This is a genomic window from Psychrobacillus sp. FSL K6-1267, from assembly GCF_038003265.1.
In the GTDB taxonomy this organism is placed as follows: Bacteria; Bacillota; Bacilli; order Bacillales_A; family Planococcaceae; genus Psychrobacillus; species Psychrobacillus faecigallinarum.
In genome coordinates, this window is sequence record NZ_JBBOOR010000001.1 from 3089863 (window position 1) to 3106600 (window position 16738).

General features: G+C 40.3%; 19 protein-coding genes and 1 tRNA gene. 5 read left to right on the forward strand and 15 right to left on the reverse strand.

The window, feature by feature from the left end; genetic code table 11:
* Positions 1-234 precede the first annotated feature (234 nt).
* The 8 genes from MHB55_RS15855 to MHB55_RS15890 form a co-directional block, all read right to left on the reverse strand.
* Positions 235-645, reverse strand: coding sequence for a hypothetical protein (locus MHB55_RS15855; RefSeq protein WP_340863630.1), 411 nt, complete (start codon positions 643-645; stop codon positions 235-237).
* 47 nt (positions 646-692) lie between these two features.
* Positions 693-1985: a phosphopyruvate hydratase gene (gene eno / locus MHB55_RS15860; protein ID WP_144538786.1), complete on the reverse strand. Its 1293-nt coding sequence runs from the start codon at positions 1983-1985 to the stop codon at positions 693-695.
* A gap of 2 nt (positions 1986-1987) precedes the next feature.
* Complete coding sequence (gpmI, locus tag MHB55_RS15865; protein WP_340863631.1) at positions 1988-3526, reverse strand: 2,3-bisphosphoglycerate-independent phosphoglycerate mutase; 1539 nt, start codon at positions 3524-3526, stop codon at positions 1988-1990.
* Positions 3519-4280, reverse strand: coding sequence for a triose-phosphate isomerase (gene tpiA, locus MHB55_RS15870; RefSeq protein ID WP_340863632.1), 762 nt, complete (start codon positions 4278-4280; stop codon positions 3519-3521). The genes gpmI and tpiA overlap by 8 nt, the downstream gene beginning before the upstream one ends.
* 16 nt (positions 4281-4296) lie before the next feature.
* Positions 4297-5463 carry a phosphoglycerate kinase gene (locus MHB55_RS15875; RefSeq protein ID WP_445678253.1) on the reverse strand — a complete coding sequence of 389 codons (1167 nt, stop codon included), beginning with the start codon at positions 5461-5463 and terminating at the stop codon, positions 4297-4299.
* Positions 5464-5642: 179 nt separating this feature from the next.
* Positions 5643-6650 carry a type I glyceraldehyde-3-phosphate dehydrogenase gene (gap, locus tag MHB55_RS15880; protein WP_144538794.1) on the reverse strand — a complete coding sequence of 336 codons (1008 nt, stop codon included), beginning with the start codon at positions 6648-6650 and terminating at the stop codon, positions 5643-5645.
* 12 nt (positions 6651-6662) lie between these two features.
* The gene (locus MHB55_RS15885) at positions 6663-7700 is read right to left on the reverse strand and encodes a sugar-binding transcriptional regulator (RefSeq protein ID WP_144538796.1); all 1038 of its coding nucleotides are present in this window, start codon (positions 7698-7700) and stop codon (positions 6663-6665) included.
* A gap of 136 nt (positions 7701-7836) precedes the next feature.
* A complete protein-coding gene (locus MHB55_RS15890) occupies positions 7837-8070 on the reverse strand; it encodes a glutaredoxin family protein (protein WP_154310109.1) in 234 nt (77 codons plus the stop codon).
* A 424-nt stretch (positions 8071-8494) separates the two neighbouring features.
* Between MHB55_RS15890 and MHB55_RS15895 the strand changes: the two genes are divergently transcribed.
* A complete protein-coding gene (locus tag MHB55_RS15895; RefSeq protein ID WP_340863634.1) occupies positions 8495-9016 on the forward strand; it encodes an RNA polymerase sigma factor in 522 nt (173 codons plus the stop codon).
* Positions 8994-9746, forward strand: a complete 753-nt coding sequence (locus tag MHB55_RS15900) for a hypothetical protein (protein WP_340863635.1) — start codon at positions 8994-8996, stop codon at positions 9744-9746. Before MHB55_RS15895 ends, MHB55_RS15900 begins: the two co-directional genes overlap by 23 nt.
* A gap of 23 nt (positions 9747-9769) precedes the next feature.
* On the opposite strand, the gene MHB55_RS15905 is transcribed toward MHB55_RS15900, so the two are convergent.
* The 3 genes from MHB55_RS15905 to MHB55_RS15915 form a co-directional block, all read right to left on the reverse strand.
* Complete coding sequence (locus MHB55_RS15905; protein WP_340863636.1) at positions 9770-9976, reverse strand: hypothetical protein; 207 nt, start codon at positions 9974-9976, stop codon at positions 9770-9772.
* 80 nt (positions 9977-10056) lie between these two features.
* Entirely contained in the window at positions 10057-10503 is a 447-nt protein-coding gene (locus MHB55_RS15910) for a GNAT family N-acetyltransferase (protein ID WP_191697643.1), read from the reverse strand.
* 66 nt (positions 10504-10569) lie between these two features.
* Entirely contained in the window at positions 10570-11229 is a 660-nt protein-coding gene (locus MHB55_RS15915; RefSeq protein ID WP_340863637.1) for a TPM domain-containing protein, read from the reverse strand.
* A 210-nt stretch (positions 11230-11439) separates the two neighbouring features.
* Here MHB55_RS15915 and MHB55_RS15920 point away from each other — a divergent pair, with 210 nt between their 5' ends.
* On the forward strand, positions 11440-12381 hold the full coding sequence (locus tag MHB55_RS15920) for a catalase (RefSeq protein ID WP_340863638.1): 942 nt from the start codon (positions 11440-11442) through the stop codon (positions 12379-12381).
* Positions 12382-12479: 98 nt separating this feature from the next.
* On the opposite strand, the gene MHB55_RS15925 is transcribed toward MHB55_RS15920, so the two are convergent.
* A tRNA-Arg gene (locus MHB55_RS15925) sits at positions 12480-12551 on the reverse strand.
* A 175-nt stretch (positions 12552-12726) separates the two neighbouring features.
* Here MHB55_RS15925 and clpP point away from each other — a divergent pair.
* Together clpP and MHB55_RS15935 are read left to right on the forward strand one after the other, a co-directional pair.
* Positions 12727-13323: an ATP-dependent Clp endopeptidase proteolytic subunit ClpP gene (clpP, locus tag MHB55_RS15930; protein ID WP_144538955.1), complete on the forward strand. Its 597-nt coding sequence runs from the start codon at positions 12727-12729 to the stop codon at positions 13321-13323.
* Positions 13324-13380: 57 nt separating this feature from the next.
* Positions 13381-13665, forward strand: coding sequence for a hypothetical protein (locus MHB55_RS15935; protein WP_340863639.1), 285 nt, complete (start codon positions 13381-13383; stop codon positions 13663-13665).
* Positions 13666-14512: 847 nt separating this feature from the next.
* Here MHB55_RS15935 and MHB55_RS15940 read toward each other — a convergent pair.
* The 3 genes from MHB55_RS15940 to MHB55_RS15950 are packed head-to-tail and all read right to left on the reverse strand — an operon-like array spanning position 14513 to position 16737.
* Positions 14513-14770, reverse strand: a complete 258-nt coding sequence (locus tag MHB55_RS15940; protein WP_144538959.1) for an HPr family phosphocarrier protein — start codon at positions 14768-14770, stop codon at positions 14513-14515.
* 19 nt (positions 14771-14789) lie between these two features.
* Positions 14790-15731 carry a DNA-binding protein WhiA gene (gene whiA / locus MHB55_RS15945; RefSeq protein ID WP_144538961.1) on the reverse strand — a complete coding sequence of 314 codons (942 nt, stop codon included), beginning with the start codon at positions 15729-15731 and terminating at the stop codon, positions 14790-14792.
* Positions 15732-15774: 43 nt separating this feature from the next.
* On the reverse strand, positions 15775-16737 hold the full coding sequence (locus MHB55_RS15950) for a gluconeogenesis factor YvcK family protein (RefSeq protein ID WP_151113130.1): 963 nt from the start codon (positions 16735-16737) through the stop codon (positions 15775-15777).
* Position 16738 lies beyond the last annotated feature (1 nt).

Genomic DNA, 16738 nt, shown 5'->3' on the forward strand with positions numbered 1-16738 from the left:
GATGGGCCTGCAAGAGTTTCGTGATTTCTGCAATGTTTATGCACGTCTCCGCAAGGTTTCACTCCATCTGTGCAAGGTTTTATTCTATCTCCGCAATGTTGCACGCAATCTGTGCAAGGTTCCGCTCCGTCTCTGCAACGTTCCGCATTTCCCTGATGTGCAACACCTTGCCTCATCTCTGCAACACTTCTATCCTTTTGCTCAACACTTCTCCCAATCTCTGCAACACTTTCCCTATTTCCCCGCAACTCTTTTACTTCCCGCAATGGTTCCTCTCTTTCGCGCAACACCTTGCTCCTTCTCTGCAACACCTCTCCCTATCTCTGCAACACTTACCCTATTTCCCGCAACTCTTTTATTTCCCGCAATGGTTCCTCTCTTTCGCGCAACACTTTGCCCATTTTCTGCAACACTTCTCCCTATCTCCGCAACACTTTCCTTATTTCCCACAACTCTTTTATTTCCCGCAATGCTCCCTCTCTTTCGCGCAACACTTTGCTCCTTCTCTGCAACACTTCGACTCATCTCTGCAACACTTTCCTTATTTCCCGCAACTCTTTTATTTCCCGCAATGCTTCCTCTCTTTCTCGCAACACTTCTCCCTATCTCCGCAACACTTCCCACGCTCCACACAAATCTTCCCACAAAAAAACTACTTAACACAAAAGTGTTAAGTAGTTATCTACCATTATTTATTTCAGGTTATAGAATGTTTTTTTGCCTAGGTATTGAGCTGTGTTGTATAGTTGGTCCTCGATACGTAGTAGTTGGTTGTATTTTGCTACGCGGTCGGAGCGGGATGGTGCTCCTGTTTTGATTTGGCCAGCGTTTGTTGCTACTGCTAGGTCAGCGATTGTTACGTCCTCGGATTCACCAGAGCGGTGGGAGATGACTGCTGTGTAGCCAGCGCGTTTTGCCATTTCGATTGCGTCAAATGTTTCTGTAAGTGTACCGATTTGGTTAACTTTTACTAGGATTGAGTTGCCTACGCCTTGCTCAATTCCTTGTGCTAGTTTTTTCGTGTTAGTTACGAATAGATCGTCTCCAACTAGCTGAACTTTTTTGCCAAGTCTTTCTGTTAGAAGCTTGTGGCCAGCCCAGTCGTTTTCGTCTAATCCGTCTTCGATTGAGATGATTGGGTATTTATTGCAAAGCTCTTCGTACCAATCAACCATTTCCTCTGAAGTTTTGACTACGCCTTCACCAGTTAGGTGGTATTTGCCGTCTTCTTTGTTGAATAGCTCAGAAGATGCTACGTCCATTGCTAGAAGGATTTCTTCACCTGGTTTGTAGCCAGCTTTTTCGATTGCGGTCATGATTGTAGAAAGTGCTTCTTCGTTTGATTTTAAGTTTGGTGCGAATCCACCTTCATCACCAACAGCTGTGTTTAAGCCAGCATCTTTTAATACTGATTTTAGGCTGTGGAAGATTTCTGCGCCCATGCGTAAAGCATGACGGAATGATTCTGCTCCTACTGGCATGATCATGAATTCTTGGATGTCTACGTTGTTGTCAGCATGCTCGCCGCCGTTTACGATATTCATCATCGGAACTGGAAGTTGTTTTGCATTAAACCCGCCTAGGTATTGATATAAAGGTACATCTAAATAGTCAGCTGCAGCGTGTGCTACTGCGATAGAAACTCCTAGAATTGCGTTAGCTCCTAGGTTACCTTTGTTTTCAGTACCGTCTAGCTCGATCATTGCATGGTCGATTTCAACTTGGTCTAACACTGAGAAATTTTCTTCTAATTCTGCCGCGATTACGTTGTTCACGTTTTCTACCGCTTTTAATACACCTTTTCCAAGGTATCTTGACTTGTCGCCATCGCGAAGTTCTACTGCTTCGTATTCACCAGTAGATGCACCAGATGGTACGATTGCGCGGCCATATGCTCCGCTTTCTGTGAATACTTCTACTTCAACTGTTGGGTTTCCGCGTGAATCTAATACCTCACGAGCTTGAATTTGTGTAATAATTGGCATTTTCAACTCTCCGTTTCGATTAATGTTTTACCTGTCATTTCAGGCGGTGCTTCTATACCTAATAAGTGTAACATGGTTGGAGCCAAATCGGCTAAAATTCCGTCTGTTCTAAGTGTTGCTCCCTTTTCAGTCACTATAACTGGAACAGGATTGGTCGTGTGAGCGGTCATCGGGTTACCCTCGATAGTGACTACCTCATCGGAATTTCCGTGGTCAGCAGTAATAATTGCCTGGCCGCCTTTTGCTAAAATTGCATCTACCACCTTGCCAAGGCAAGTATCCACTGCCTCGATTGCCTTAACGGTTGGCTCTAGCATTCCGCTATGACCTACCATATCGGGATTTGCAAAGTTTAAGATAATTGCATCAAATTTGTCTAATGCAATCTCTCCTACTAAAGCGTCGGTTACCTCATAAGCGCTCATTTCTGGCTTAAGGTCATACGTTGCCACCTTAGGAGAATTAATGAGAATTCGTTGTTCTCCAGGGAATGGCTCCTCTCGACCACCACTCATAAAAAATGTCACATGCGGATATTTTTCAGTTTCGGCTATACGAAGCTGTCTTTTATCACGAGCTGCAAGAACCTCGCCGATCGTGTTAGATAAATTTACTTTTTCAAATACTACATCCGCCACTACCTCATCGCTATAATGAGTGAATGTCACGAATTTAAGGTTCTTCGGATGCTTTTCGCTTAATGGGAAGCTATCGAACGATGGAGTATTTAACGCCATCGATAACTGAATTGCACGGTCAGGACGGAAATTAAAGAAGATGACTGCATCACCAGTATCTATAGTAGTAGCCGGCTGTCCATTTTTCTCAATGACAAATGGCACGACGAATTCATCTGCAATATCCTCCTCATAAGAGTTAAGTACTCCCTGAGTTGCTGTTTCAGCCGTTTTACCGACTCCATCTACCATCGCCTTATAGGCAAGGACAACACGATCCCAACGACGATCACGGTCCATTGCATAGTAGCGGCCGCTAATAGATGCGAACTGGCCTATACCAATATCCTTCATTTGTTTTTCTGTTTCCTCTACGTATCCTACCGCTGTGCGTGGACCAACATCACGTCCATCTAAGAAGCCATGTACGAAAACATCGTTCAGCCCCTGTGCTTTAGCAAGCTTCAATAAAGCAAATAAATGAGAATAATGACTATGAACTCCACCATCAGATAGAAGGCCCATAAGATGTAGCTTTCCACCCGTTTGCTTCACATGCTCAATCGCAGCTAAAAGCTTTTGCTCTTTAAAGAATTCCTCATCACGAATAGATTTATGAATGCGTGTAAGGTTTTGATAAACAATTCTTCCAGCACCGATATTTAAATGACCAACCTCTGAGTTACCCATTTGTCCATCTGGCAAGCCAACCGCCTCCCCAGAAGCGATCAAGGTCGCGTTCGGGAATTCGTTCCAATATCGATCGAAGTTTGGTTTTTTTGCATGAAAAACTGCATTACCATAAGTTTCAGGTCTTAGTCCGAAACCGTCTAAAATGATTAAGGCAACTGGACTTTTAGACATTTGCACCAGCCTCCAGTAGTTTCACAAACGAATCTACCTGTAAGCTCGCCCCGCCTACTAATGCACCATCAATATCTTCCTTAGAAAGCAATTCCTCAATATTTTCAGGCTTCACACTGCCACCGTATTGGATACGGACCGCACTTGCAACTTCTTCTCCAAAACCATCTAAAATCGTTTCACGGATTGCACGACATACATCATTTGCATCATCAGCCGTAGCTGTTTTGCCAGTTCCGATTGCCCAGATTGGCTCGTAGGCGATAATTGTGTTTTTCACTTGTTCTTCTGTAAGACCTTCTAGAGCTGCTGTTGTTTGAGCAGAAACAATGCTTTCTGTTTCGTTGCTTTCACGTTGCTCCAACGACTCTCCAACACAGATGATTGGCGTTAGGTTATTTTCAAATGCAGCCTTTGCTTTTTTATTGACTGATTCGTCGGTTTCGTTGAAATATTGGCGTCTTTCGGAGTGACCAATTACGACATAGCTTACGCCTAAATCTTGTAATTGTTGACCGCTCACTTCACCAGTGAACGCTCCTTCCTTTTCTTCATGCATGTTTTGAGCACCGATTGAAATAAAAGATCCCTTAGTCTCGTTAACTAATGACTCTAAAAATAGAGAAGGCGCACAGATGACTGCCTCTACATTCGTTGTGTCCAGTTGCTTCGCTTTTAATTCGCTAGCAAATTGCTTTGCCTCAGAAAGCGTTTTGTACATTTTCCAGTTTCCTGCGATTACTTGTTTACGCATATAAAATCTCCTCCATTTACTTATCGTTTAGTGCCGATACGCCTGGTAAGTCCTTACCTTCCATAAACTCTAAGGAAGCTCCTCCACCAGTTGATATATGGTCCATTTTATCTGCTACATCAAATTTCTCTACAGCTGCAGCTGAGTCTCCTCCGCCAATGATTGTATACCCAGAGGTTTCCGCCATTGCATTGGCAACACCCTTCGTTCCGTTTGCAAAAGCATCCATTTCAAACACACCCATTGGTCCGTTCCAAATAATTAGCTTGCTGTCTTTAATGACTTGATCGTAAAGCTTTACGGTTTCAGGACCAATGTCTAAGCCCATCCAGTCTGAAGGGATTTGGTCGATTGGCACTACCTTCGTATTTGCATCCTTGGAGAACTCGTCTGCAACAACCACATCGATTGGCAAATAGAAGTTCACGCCTTTTTCCTTCGCTTTTTCAAGGAAAGACTTAGCTAAATCGATTTTGTCCTCCTCTAAAAGAGAAGTTCCAATCTCATGGCCTTGTGCCTTCGTAAATGTATAAGACAGTCCACCACCGATTAGGATGTTGTCTACCTTGTCCAATAAATGATCGATGACACCGATTTTATCCTTTACCTTCGCTCCACCGATGATAGCTGTGAAAGGTCGTTCAGGTGTAGATAAAGCTTTTCCTAATACATCTAATTCTTTTTGCATCAACAATCCAGAAACTGCTGGAAGTAGCTTAGCAATACCTTCTGTTGTCGCATGTGCGCGGTGAGCAGCACCAAATGCGTCATTTACATATACATCCGCTAACGAAGCAAACGCTTTTGCTAACTCTGGATCGTTTTTCTCTTCTCCAGCGTGGAAGCGGACGTTTTCTAAAAGAACAACGTCTCCCTCGTTCATTTCAGAGATAGTATGTTCCACTTTTTCTCCAATTGATTCATCTAATTTAGTGACAGGCTTATTCAATAGCTTTGCTAAATGCTCGCCAACCTTTGTCAATCGTAGCTCTTCCTTTACTTCCCCTTTTGGGCGACCCATATGGCTTGCAAGAATCACTTTTGCTCCTTGCTCGATTAAGTGTTGGATCGTAGGTAGTGCTGCACGAATACGAGTATCATCTGTAATTGCACCGTCTTCCATTGGTACATTGAAGTCTACTCGACAAAAGACGCATTTTCCCTTTAACGTTACATCGCTCATTGTTTGTTTTTCCTTCATAAAATAAGCCTCCTTATGTAATTGAATTGCCTACTTAAAAAAAGAAGGAGCAAAAGGGGTAACCTTTGCTCCTTTACCCTCTTTTATTATAGAGGTTATTATACTTTAACGCTATTCAAAAACTAATGTTCCTCGGCTTTTGAAAGGCTTAGTGCTTTAAATTATAACCCTTTTTTTGCCATTAATAATGCAAGGTCGATACAACGTGCAGAGTAGCCTGATTCGTTGTCATACCATGCTAATACTTTTACAAGGTTGTCACCTAATACCATAGTAGATTGTCCGTCTACAGTTGAAGAAGCAGTGTTACCATTGTAGTCGATTGATACTAATGGAAGCTCGTTGTATTCAAGAATTCCTTTTAGTTCATTTTCAGAAGCTTCACGAAGCACTTTGTTTAACTCTTCTACAGTTACTTCTTTGTCTAGCTCTGCTACAAAGTCGACTAGTGATACGTTTGGTGTCGGTACACGAACAGCCATACCATCTAATTTTCCTTTTAGCTCAGGTAGAACCTTCGCTACTGCAGCTGCTGCTCCAGTTGTTGTTGGAATCATAGACTCAGATGCTGCACGAGCACGACGGTAGTCGCTATGTGGTAAGTCTAAGATACGTTGGTCATTTGTGAATGAGTGAATTGTTGTCATCATCCCACGTTTGATACCAAAGTTATCTTGTAATACTTTTGCTACTGGTGACAAGCAGTTTGTTGTACAAGAAGCGTTTGAAACTACATGATCTGTTTCTGGGTTATATTTTTCTTCATTTACACCCATAACGAATGTCGGCATATTGTCTTTCGCTGGAGCAGAAAGAATAACTTTTTTAGCTCCTGCTTCTAAATGCTTGCCTGCTTTTTCTACTGTGCTGAATACGCCAGTAGATTCGATTACGATGTCTACTCCTAGGTCTTTCCAAGGAAGTACTGAAGGATCCTTTTCTGCGAATACTTGAATGTTTTTCCCGTTAACTACTAGGTATTCACCCTCTGAAGTGATGTCCGCATTAGAGATACCGTGTACAGAATCATATTTCAATAAATGAGCAAGCATCGCTGCATCTGTTAAGTCATTGATTGCTACTACTTCTAAATCCTTTTGCTCTAAAGCTTCTCTGAAAACCTTACGTCCGATACGTCCAAATCCGTTAATAGCTAATTTTACTGTCATTATAAATTCCTCCTAAATGTTTTTTGGAATTACTTTCATCATTTCGTTTGCTGCACCTTCATCTGTTACTAAGACAGTTTGCAATGGTGCCTGCTTGAAATAAGAAATAAGTGCATTTGCTTTTTTTGCCCCGCCTGCAACCGCAAGTAGATGCTCTATATGTTGAAGCTGGTTTAACTGAACGCCAATTGTTCGAATATGGTGAACTGCTTCACCCTGGTTGTTGAAATAATAGCCAAACGACTCACTGACCGCTCCTCTACTTCTCAGAAGCTCAATCTCCTCGTCACTAGAATTTCTTCTTTTGGCCATTTCTAAAGCATCGCCTATTCCATGAATAATGATGTTCGTCCTTTCATAAAGGTCCATCATTTCTTGAATAAAAGGCTCTTTCTTCATCGTCATATATGCTTCCTCACTTAAGCGGTCAGGTATATATAACGTGCGGTAGGATCCATTCATCTTACTAGCAAACAAAGACGCTATTGTATTTGCTTGTAGCCGGACATCCTTCCCTACCCCTCCTCTAGCTGCAATAAACAACAAGTCCTTCCATCTGGACGACTCCGTCATTGCATGGGAGATGGATGCAATCGTTGACCCACCGGTAACTGCGATAATGTGTTCATTCAGTAAAATACTTTCTAAATACTTTGCAGCCTCCTGCGATAAAAGCATAGATGTATTTGTATCATTATCTACATTTCCCGGAACTATAATCACATCTTTTATATTTAAATATTTTTTTAACATTAGCTCCATCTGCGATCGACCCGACCACAAACGAACTACTTCTTTTAACTCTGTTAATACTTCATTGCCCTCAGCTGTAATCGAAGCTCCCTCACGAGAAACCTCTATCAAGCCTTGAGTCCTTAAAGCGTCCAATTCCTTACGAGTTTCACGCTCGGTTAAGCTTAGCTGTTCACCTAGAACTCTTCGGCCAATACCTTTGGTCAGCTGGATTGTTTGGAGAATACGATACCTCTTTTGAAGCAAGTCACTCATCTCTGGCATTAGCTTTAGTTGCGCACCTAGAAAAGAATCCATTTGTCACATCCCAACCTTAGTGGTGACGTTTTTGTCCCACTTACACCAAAAATGTCCCATCTACTCAAAAAAATTTAATTTCTATAATCATAATACTTTAATATATTCAAAATAGCAATATTTGTGTTTGGAAGCATCAATTTTCTAATGCTTCCATCAGAGTCACATAGTCTACATTCCCATACTGTATGATTTCCCCTTGATATTCCACAACGGGAATCATGAGCATATACTTTTCATGCAGCTGATCATCCTCTTCTATATTATGCTCTTCTATTTGAAAGGGCACGTCCTCTTGGACTAGCTTCAGCATCATTCTCGCATCATCACACAAATGACACCCCGGTCTTGTATAGAAATGGACTATCATTTTTCTATACCTCCTTCCAATAACATTTACCTTCACTCATTATAATCCTATTAGATATCAAAAGCGTGTGTAAAGTTATGCGTACAAATTATTCCTTAAAAGGTAAAATAGTAATATAGAAAACAACACAAAATATGCTTGATTTTTGCTTTAGGCGAACGCTTTTCCGCGGGGGAGCGATAAGCCATCACCGTCGCTAACGCGTCGTATGTGATGTCTTATCTGTCTCCCAACTCCCGCTGGAGTTGTCGCCTGTCGCTTCAATAAATAAATAAATAAATAAATAACTAGATTGCATGTATTGACTTCAAATTATTTCGTCACTTCGCAAAAGTCTACTTGGAAGAATCATTTACCTTTACTTTATTTAAAAGCGATACTTTTTAAAAGTTCCTTCGTCTATTGCTTTAAGGGAGGTCAGAAGATGGAAATGGAACAGCTATATAGAGACCACAGCGACCGGGTTTACGGCTACATTTACTTGCTTGTCCGCCATAAGGAATGTGCGGAGGATCTAACACAAGAAACATTTTATAAAGCATTTAAAGGAGTTGATTCCTTTAATAAGCAGGCTTCTACTGCTACATGGATACTAAAAATAGCTCGCAATGTTACCTATGATTATTTTAGAAGAAAAAGAGTGATTCAATTTTTTTCATTTGAAAAAGAGCATGATTTAGAAACTAGGGCACTTACACCCGAAGGTAGCTTTGAACAAAAAGAACAGCTTACGAGAATGTACGACTCCTTACGATTGCTAAAAAAAGACTATCAAGAGGTTATCATCCTGCGAAAGGTTCAGGAGTGCTCGATCCAGGAAACCGCCTTCATACTTGGATGGACCGAGGCAAAGGTAAAGATGAAAATGATGCGTGCACTTGAGGCACTAAAAAAGGAATTTCACCAAAAAGGAGGTTATGCAGATGGAACCGTCAAAGGAATTTGATGAGCTTTTCGCGGATATGAAGAATGTCGAGCGTTCTAATGAAGCAAGACGCAACACATGGCTAGCAGTGAAGGGACGAATGGAAAAGAAAAAACGAAGAGTATTTCCAGCCATCATTTCATTAGCAATAGTTGCGATAGCCTCCTTTCTAATCATTACGTATCTCATGCCCTCCGAACCAGAGCAAACAGCTAAGTCTCTCACTAATGAAGAAGTTATTATGGCGGTACTTGAAAGAGAATACAATGGACCAGATGAGGAGCTTGAACGTTTAATGCAGGAGTGGTTTGATCTGCAAAGCAAAACAAGCGCGGAGAGCCAAGAAGAGTACGACAAACTATTAGATTCAAAGGAATACAAAGACTATATGAATTATTATTATTCTAGCTTTAGTGAATACTTTACGGAAAATGAGTTGAAACAAGCTATTAATACTGTCATGGTCTTCAAATATAATCATTTTCTATTGGATAACGACATTTCCATACATTTAGAGAAAGTTCAAATTGAACAGGAAAAGGATCATCCAAATATTTATCGTCCTATCGTTGAAATTTCCTTAACAAACAGCCAGGGACAGAAAATTTCTCATACGTTAAAAGAAGAATTTATCTTTTCGAAAACAGAACCCGGAAAAATAGGGAGATACAACGGCACAGGCGATGTAGATGGCATACCTTTACGTGATAAAATAGAGAATTTCGAAGCCTATGTAAACACCGACAAGTAGTTCAATGAAATTGCAGAAAAAGATTAGGAGAAAACCAACTCTTTGTTGGTTTTTTTGTTGTCGGGAGCTGTTTTACGACAATGTTGCTCTAGATTACTACAATCGCCTGATGTTTTACGACAATCACGGCCTAGTTTACTACAATCTCCTGGTGTTTTACTACAATCCATTTTCTCAATCAGTCTTCTCTCCGCTTTTACTACAATCTCTTCACTTTTTACGACAATCACGGCCTAGTTTACTACAATCGCCTGTTGTTTTTCGACAATCCACGCAACAAAAAAAGAAGAGCCCTCGCTCTCCCCTTGTCCTAGACTTTTAGCATAAACTCCGCTTCGCCCTCATTAAGCTTGCCTGTTTTTTGGAAGCCGAGGCTTTCGTATAGCTTGATGGCTGCTTCGTTATCTGGCTCGGTTGATAAATAGATGCTTTCACAACCATCAAGCTGCTTTATTTCGTTCAAGATTAGCTCAATTGCTTTTCTGCCATAGCCTTTACCTTGACTCTGATGATCGATCATAAATCGGCATAGCCAGTAGTTTGAAGTTTCTTCATCTAACCCGTACATCGTAAAGCCAATAAGCTTGTCCTCAACCTCTATCCCTCTTGTAATCCAACCAGTTTCATAGACTGATTGAACGATGGATAATGCATTGGATGCTACAAATTTTTCTACTATAGTTGCTTTGCCGTCCTCGTTAGTTGATAGAAAGACAATTTTACGCCAGTTATCCTCGTTTATCTCTACTAGTTTCATTTCTACATCCCCTCTCTTTTTATATTTTATCAGAATAATAAAAACTTGAATATGCAGTATAGATTACTATTTGCGCTCGAGACCCCTGTTCCTATTTATCATCCTATAAAGGAGAAAGATTACTAGTGCAATTACCACAACAGTAGGAATAGACAACCGATTAGTATTGCTAGTTGTATAAACTTGTGGCTGTATAGTTTCCTCTTTCAAACCATATTCTCCTATTACTTCATTGTATAAAGCCTGGTATGTGTAGAGAACTGCCTCGTCGATAAAGCCTTGATTCAAATAAGGCATAGTATATTGATCAATTATACGGTCTACTTTTTCGTACGATATCGCTTCCTCTAAATCGCGATCTACTGTTATTTCAACTGTCGGCCCTCCTTGATTGATAGGATTTGCCTCAATCAAAATAACAATGCCATTTTTCTTTCTAACACTTCCTATTTTATTTTCACGTATGACCTCCATGTTGAATTGTTCTGCTGACTGATCACCTATATTATCGATAATCATGACAACCATTTGAGCAGTGGTTCCTTGTTTCAATCTGCTTCCTAATCGCTCTATTTCTAGATTAGTTTCATCAGCTAGATAACCTTCTAAATCTACTAAATAGGAATCTCTAGGAACATTAGGAATGTTAGTTGCAGCTCCTGTCGTTAACGGAAACAATAGAGAAACAAATATTATACTAACTAGCAAGTGTATAGTTCTTTTCAATAGCACCTATCTCCCTTCAAATTTAACTCTTACCCTTTTATCTATTTAAAGCCTCTATTTTTACTTTATTCCAAATATTCAAGACTAATTCATTATATACGAAAACTATCTTATTAATTTTCAAAGAGAGATGTCTTCCCGTTTTGTGGGTTTAATATAGGAAAAGAGTGGTAATGATGAATAGACTGCAATAAAAAAGGAGGTAAAAACATGGAACAATTACATAAAGAGGATTTAACTCCAAAGGAAGCGGTGGATGCACTCGAACAAATTCAAGGAAAATTTCCTGGAGCAAGAAGAGCCCATGCAAAGGGAGATATGTATGAAGCGGTATTTCATCCGAATGGCAATGCGGTACCTTACACTGTAGCGCCTCACCTTCATAGAGAAGCTGTCTCCGCTACCATCCGTTTTTCCAATAGCCCGCCTAACCCTGCTTCGATAGATTATCTTACCCCGGCAAAAGGACTGGCTGTTCAATTTCAGCTAGCAGATGGCAGTATCACCAATTTAGTGAGTGCTACTGTGCCTATGTTTGTCACTAGCAGCCCTAGAGAATTTATAGATATGATCGAAATTTTCACTGATGAAAAAACAGGAATCAAAACTATTGATAGAGGTCTTGCCATGGTAGAGCTGCTCTCTAAAAAATATCCACATAGCAAAAACGTAATACAAATCATTAAAGAGCAGGCAAAACAGCCGCCAATAAGTTACGCAGAGCTCCATTATTATCCTATACATGCCTTCTATTTCGTCAATAAAGACGGTGTTCGTCAGGCGATTAAATATGAATGGGTTCCTGTTAAAGAAACAAAGGCCCCTGCTTTGACAAGTAAATCTCTTTCAGCTAATTATTTGACCGAGGAACTAGATAACAGATTAAACCAGGCGTCAGTCGAGTTTGACCTCTTTATCCGCTTAGCGGAGGATGGAGATAATCCAAACGATGCTACAGATATGTGGCCAGAGGAAAGAAGAAAAGTGAATATTGGTCGTTTGGAAATCAAAAATAAAATACATCCTAAGGAAGACATTGTTTTTGATCCAACGATTGTACCGGAAGGCATAGAGCTAACAGATGATCCTATACTACACTTTCGTAGTGGCGCATATGCTGAATCATATGAAAGGAGAAGTAAAAATGAGTAAGGAAAATGCAGGGCACTAAAGCTCGACAAAGCATATACTTTCATATCTTGTAAATAAAAAAACACTCGAAGAATTCGAGTGTTTCTAAATGTTATGGACGCCCCTGGAGGGAATCGAACCCCCATCTCAAGAACCGGAATCTTACGTCATATCCATTAAACTACAGGGGCAAGCGACCTTTCTATTATACAAATGGAATAGGAATAATTCAAGTCAACATTTCTAAGCTTAATATTTGACCTTCCTTGACCATTCCATGTATGATAAAGTTACAACTGAGGTAGAATTTCTCAGTACACAAATAAAAATAAAAAATATAACCACCTTTGAAGGAGGCAATCCAGGATGAATTTAATTCCTACAGTTATTGAACAAACAAATCGCGGTGAGCGTGCCTATGACATCTATTCAAGATTGTTAAAAGACCGCATCATCATGCTTGGTAGTGCGATTGATGACAACGTGTCAAACTCTATCGTTGCTCAGCTTTTATTCCTAGAAGCGGAAGATCCAGAAAAGGATATCTCCATCTACATCAATAGCCCAGGCGGAAGTATCACTGCTGGTATGGCTATCTACGATACAATGCAATTCATCAAACCAGACGTACAAACTATTTGTATCGGTATGGCAGCATCAATGGGTGCTTTCTTACTTACTGCTGGAACAAAAGGCAAGCGCTATGCACTTCCAAACGCAGAGGTAATGATTCACCAACCACTTGGTGGAGCTCAAGGGCAAGCAACAGAAATCGAGATCGCTGCAAAACGCATCTTGTTCTTACGCGATAAATTAAACCACATTATGTCTGAGCGCACTGGTCAGCCACTTGAAGTAGTTTCAAGAGACACAGACCGCGATAACTTCATGACAGCAGAACGTGCAAAAGAATACGGTCTAATCGATCATATCATCGCACGCAGCGAAATGAAAAAAGACTAATAATGCCATGAAATCCAAGCGAGCTCCTGTTCGCTTGGATTTTTTTGTAACTTAGTAATGAAAGGTTGTGTAACTATTCTATATCAAATAACTTCTTTATTTATCATTCTATTTTTAGTCATCTATACCTTCAGCCTACAAAGCAAAATTAGAAAATTAGAAGAACAGCAGGACCTTCATTTTACCGGTGACGAGGATTTAGAAAAACAAATTCTAGAGATGAATAATAACGGCAGTAGCCTAGTGGAAATGGTCAAATTCGTTCGAAATGAAACAAATTTAGGGCTAGTTCCTGCAAAAAAATACGTAGATAAGATCATTAACAACGACATTTCTTCCTAATATGAGCGTGTTCATTTATATGAACACGTTTTTCTATATATAAAGCAATCTATTTTTTTAACCCTGACTATTGCCTAAAAGTTTTAAATGAAATTATAATCACTTCATAAAAGAGTTTACATTGTTTTCTCTTAAAATTGAATAGTGTAGCATGACGGAAATTAGATAACTTATTTTTCCCCATACGACTTTCTCTTTCCTACACAACCTATGATTGAAGCGGCAGGCGGCGACTCCTACGGGAAGAGGGTGACAGATAAGCCATCACAAACGACGCGAATGCGGCGGTGATGGCTTATCGCACCCCCCGTGGAAAGCGACCGCCTAAAGCGGAAATCTACATACTATCGTTCATACTTTTCAAGAAAATTGAATTTGCGACTATCTCTTTCCTACACAACATATGATTGCAGCGGCAGGCGACGACTCCAGTGGGATCAGTGAGGCAGATAAGACATCACAACCGCGCGCGTAAGCGACGGGTGATGGCTTATCACTCACCCCACGGAACGCGTCCGCCTATAGCGAAAATCTCTCCTCTCTCCTTCATTCTTTTCAAGTAACTGTTTAAATAGTTGAGTAAGTTTTTTCACATGACTTTCTATTCCTACACAACCTGTGATTGAAGCGGCAGGCGGCGACTCCAGTGGGATCAGTGAGGCAGATAAGACATCACAACCGCGCGCGTAAGCGACGGGTGATGGCTTATCGCTCACCCGACGGAAAGCGTCCGCCTAGAGCGGAAATCTACCAACTATTAGTTATACTTTTCAAGGAGATACATACGATTAAGATTAAAAAGCTGCCATACAATCCATACCGGATCATACAACAGCCTTACGATTAATTATTCTGCTTTAGAAATGAATTTAGCTAGTGATTCTACTGCTTCTGCTTCGTCAGAACCCTCAGCACTTAAAGTGATGGTAGCACCCTTGCTTATCGCTAAGCTCATGATACCCATGATACTTTTAGCGTTTACTTTTTTATCGTCTTTTTCTAAAAACACATCTGCAATATAACGATTAGCTTCTTGTACAAATAATGCTGCTTGTCTTGCTTGAAGTCCTGATTGTAATTTTACCTCGACCTGTTGTTCCGCCATAATCCTTAGCCCCATTTCTTTAAATTGATTCGCCTCTTCTTAATGCATCTGCTATTTCATCCAATTTGCGCAAACGATGGTTGACACCAGATTTACTTACGTTTCCAGTGGACACCATATCTCCTAGTTCCTTTAGTGTAACATCCTGATACTCCACTCGCAGACGAGCTATTTCTCGCAGCTTCTCTGGCAATTGGTCTAAGCCGATTGCGTTATCGATAAAGCGGATGTTCTCCACTTGTCGGATGGCTGCGCTGATGGTTTTGTTTAAATTGGCAGTTTCACAATTGACTAAACGATTGACACTGTTGCGCATATCTCGGATGATTCGCACATCCTCAAATTTCAAGAGGGCACGATGAGCTCCAGCAATGCTTAAAAAGTCAGATATTTTTTCTGCTTCCTTTAAATATGCCACAAAACCTTTTTTACGTTCAATTGTTTTTGCATTTAATTCATAATAATTCATTAAATCGACTAATGCGTCGCTATGTGTTTTATATAATGAGTATACTTCTAAGTGGTAAGATGAAGTTTCGGGATTGTTTACAGAGCCACCTGCTAAAAAAGCACCTCGTAAGTATGCTCGTTTACAGCAATTCTTTTTGACAAGCTCTGGGGAGATGGAGTATTCGAATTGAAAACCTTCCTTCAAAATCATTAAATCCTCTAGTAAGCTTTTTGCCCCTTCTCTGACACGACAAATATACACATTATTCTTTTTTAATCTCATTTTTTTGCGGACGAGCAATTCCACATCTAACTTATACATTGATTTGATAAGAGTATACAGTCTTCTGGCAATTGCCGCATTCTCTGTTTGAACATCCAGGCTTAGCATTTTATTGCTAAATGACAGAGATCCGTTCATTCGGATGAGCGCAGATAGCTCTGCTTTTGAACAGCAGGGCTTTGATTCCTCCTGCGTCATTTCTTTTTTAGTTTCAGAAGCAAACGACATATAACGTTTCCCCCTTTCTTGCAGAACCTATCTTCTTAGATTCTCATTGTCCTGCATATTCGAAAAGCCATTTCGCTACTTCGATTGCATCATGTCGCACTGCGCCATTATATACGACGGAAATGTCTTTCTTCACGATATCTATGTCTAGTGTCTCTAGCTTATCTAAATCTATTTTAACTGGTGATGCCATCTCTTGCTTATATAAATATTGAACGTTTTCAGGAATCTCTTCCTTACTTATAAGAAGAGTATCTAGGAAGTCTTCTCCTACATGGTCAATAAGCGCCTTTACATGATCATAGGCAGTATAGTTATTTGTTTCTCCAGCCTGCGTCATGAGATTACAAATATACACCTTCTTCGCCTTAGAACGAATGACAGCCTTTCGAATATCTTCTACTAATAGATTAGGCAATATACTAGTATAAAGGCTACCTGGTCCAATAGCTATAATATCCGCTTGGCGAATAAGGTTTACAGCCTCTGGTAAAGGCTTTACATCAGCGGGAGTAATAAATACCTTTTCTATTTTTTTCCCATAGTCCGGTATTTTAGATTCCCCTGTAATAATGGTTTTATCCTCAAATTCAGCATGTAATGTCACTAGCTGATTGGCAGCCGGCAATACTTTGCCATGTATATTAAGCACTCTACTCATTTCAGTAATTGCATGAGCAAAATCCCCTGTAATAGAGGTTAATGCTGTTATCATGAGATTTCCTAAGGAGTGTCCCTCTAGCTCACTGGAATGTGCAAATCGAAACTGGAACATTTCCTCTACTAGCGGTTCTACCTCTGATAATGCTGCTAAAACGTTACGAATATCACCTGGTGGTGGAATATCATAATCATCTCTCAATCTACCAGAGCTTCCTCCATCATCAGCTACTGTAACGATAGCTGTAATATCTAGCGGAAGCTTTTTTAGACCTCGGAGTAAGGTTGATAAGCCAGTACCTCCACCTAAAATGACTATTTTTTTTCGGTGTTTTGTACGACCCATT

Excerpts from the sequence above, each read along its gene's own strand:
- eno (WP_144538786.1), bottom strand. The coding sequence starts at position 1,985 with ATGCCAATTATTACACAAATTCAAGCTCGTGAGGTATTAGATTCACGC.
- gpmI (WP_340863631.1), bottom strand. The coding sequence starts at position 3,526 with ATGTCTAAAAGTCCAGTTGCCTTAATCATTTTAGACGGTTTCGGACTA.
- tpiA (WP_340863632.1), bottom strand. The coding sequence starts at position 4,280 with ATGCGTAAACAAGTAATCGCAGGAAACTGGAAAATGTACAAAACGCTT.
- MHB55_RS15875 (WP_445678253.1), bottom strand. The coding sequence starts at position 5,463 with ATGAGCGATGTAACGTTAAAGGGAAAATGCGTCTTTTGTCGAGTAGAC.
- gap (WP_144538794.1), bottom strand. The coding sequence starts at position 6,650 with ATGACAGTAAAATTAGCTATTAACGGATTTGGACGTATCGGACGTAAG.
- MHB55_RS15885 (WP_144538796.1), bottom strand. The coding sequence starts at position 7,700 with ATGGATTCTTTTCTAGGTGCGCAACTAAAGCTAATGCCAGAGATGAGT.
- MHB55_RS15890 (WP_154310109.1), bottom strand. The coding sequence starts at position 8,070 with ATGATAGTCCATTTCTATACAAGACCGGGGTGTCATTTGTGTGATGAT.
- MHB55_RS15895 (WP_340863634.1), top strand. The coding sequence starts at position 8,495 with ATGGAAATGGAACAGCTATATAGAGACCACAGCGACCGGGTTTACGGC.
- MHB55_RS15900 (WP_340863635.1), top strand. The coding sequence starts at position 8,994 with ATGGAACCGTCAAAGGAATTTGATGAGCTTTTCGCGGATATGAAGAAT.
- MHB55_RS15910 (WP_191697643.1), bottom strand. The coding sequence starts at position 10,503 with ATGAAACTAGTAGAGATAAACGAGGATAACTGGCGTAAAATTGTCTTT.
- MHB55_RS15920 (WP_340863638.1), top strand. The coding sequence starts at position 11,440 with ATGGAACAATTACATAAAGAGGATTTAACTCCAAAGGAAGCGGTGGAT.
- clpP (WP_144538955.1), top strand. The coding sequence starts at position 12,727 with ATGAATTTAATTCCTACAGTTATTGAACAAACAAATCGCGGTGAGCGT.
- MHB55_RS15935 (WP_340863639.1), top strand. The coding sequence starts at position 13,381 with ATGAAAGGTTGTGTAACTATTCTATATCAAATAACTTCTTTATTTATC.
- MHB55_RS15940 (WP_144538959.1), bottom strand. The coding sequence starts at position 14,770 with ATGGCGGAACAACAGGTCGAGGTAAAATTACAATCAGGACTTCAAGCA.
- whiA (WP_144538961.1), bottom strand. The coding sequence starts at position 15,731 with ATGTCGTTTGCTTCTGAAACTAAAAAAGAAATGACGCAGGAGGAATCA.
- MHB55_RS15950 (WP_151113130.1), bottom strand. The coding sequence starts at position 16,737 with ATGGGTCGTACAAAACACCGAAAAAAAATAGTCATTTTAGGTGGAGGT.